Here is a 1,319-nt window from a genome sequence, read left to right on the forward strand (position 1 = left end):
TGCTCTTTAACAATGTGAATCATGCTGACAAACGTTCCTTTCGAAAGAAAGGGACACGAGATACGTCTCAAGCGTATCCGGCAATTGTCGTGTGTCATCGCCGACCAGACCTCTTGGGGTTATATGGTCAAGCGATGAAGCGCATACGGTGGATGCCTAGGCAGCCAGAGGCGATGAAAGACGTGGAAGCCTGCGATAAGGCTCGGCGAGGTGGCAAACAACCTGTGACCCGGGCATCTCTGAATGGGGAAACCCACCCACGGCAACGTGGGTATCCCGCACTGAATCCATAGGTGCGGGAGGCGAACCGGGGGAACTGAAACATCTCAGTACCCCGAGGAAAAGAAATCAACCGAGATTCCCCCAGTAGCGGCGAGCGAACGGGGACCAGCCCTTAAGCATGTGACCGGTTAGGCGAATGAGCTGGGAAGCTCAGCGATACAGGGTGATAGCCCCGTAGCCGAAAACCTGATCATGTGAAATCGAGTAGGTCGGGGCACGTGAAACCTTGACTGAAGACGGGGGGACCATCCTCCAAGGCTAAATACTCCTGGCTGACCGATAGTGAACCAGTACCGTGAGGGAAAGGCGAAAAGAACCCCGGAGAGGGGAGTGAAATAGATCCTGAAACCGTATGCGTACAAGCAGTGGGAGCCGACTCGTTCGGTGACCGCGTACCTTTTGTATAATGGGTCAGCGACTTATTTTCAGTGGCGAGCTTAACCGTATAGGGGAGGCGTAGGGAAACCGAGTCTTAACTGGGCGACCAGTCGCTGGGAATAGACCCGAAACCGGGCGATCTATCCATGAGCAGGTTGAAGGTTGAGTAACATCAACTGGAGGACCGAACCAGGATCTGTTGAAAAAGATTTGGATGACTTGTGGATCGGAGTGAAAGGCTAATCAAGCCCGGAGATAGCTGGTTCTCCTCGAAAGCTATTTAGGTAGCGCCTCACGTAGCACCGCCGGGGGTAGAGCACTGTTTCGGCTAGGGGGTCATCCCGACTTACCAACCCGAGGCAAACTCCGAATACCGGTGAGTGACGCGTGGGAGACACACAGCGGGTGCTAACGTCCGTTGTGAAAAGGGAAACAACCCAGACCGTCAGCTAAGGTCCCCAAATCCTGGTTAAGTGGGAAACGATGTGGGAAGGCTCAGACAGCTAGGAGGTTGGCTTAGAAGCAGCCATCCTTTAAAGAAAGCGTAATAGCTCACTAGTCGAGTCGGCCTGCGCGGAAGATGTAACGGGGCTCAAACCAGGTACCGAAGCTACGGGTTCGTCGAATGACGAGCGGTAGAGGAGCGTCGTGTACGCCGA

General features: G+C 54.4%; 1 rRNA gene. It reads left to right on the forward strand.

Features of this window, described 5'->3' with window-relative positions:
* Nucleotides 1-125 precede the first annotated feature (125 nt).
* Nucleotides 126-1,319 (forward strand): 23S ribosomal RNA (locus tag BLP95_RS16575); the annotation flags it as partial.

The organism is Halomonas shengliensis (assembly GCF_900104135.1).
In the GTDB taxonomy this organism is placed as follows: domain Bacteria; phylum Pseudomonadota; class Gammaproteobacteria; order Pseudomonadales; family Halomonadaceae; genus Halomonas; species Halomonas shengliensis.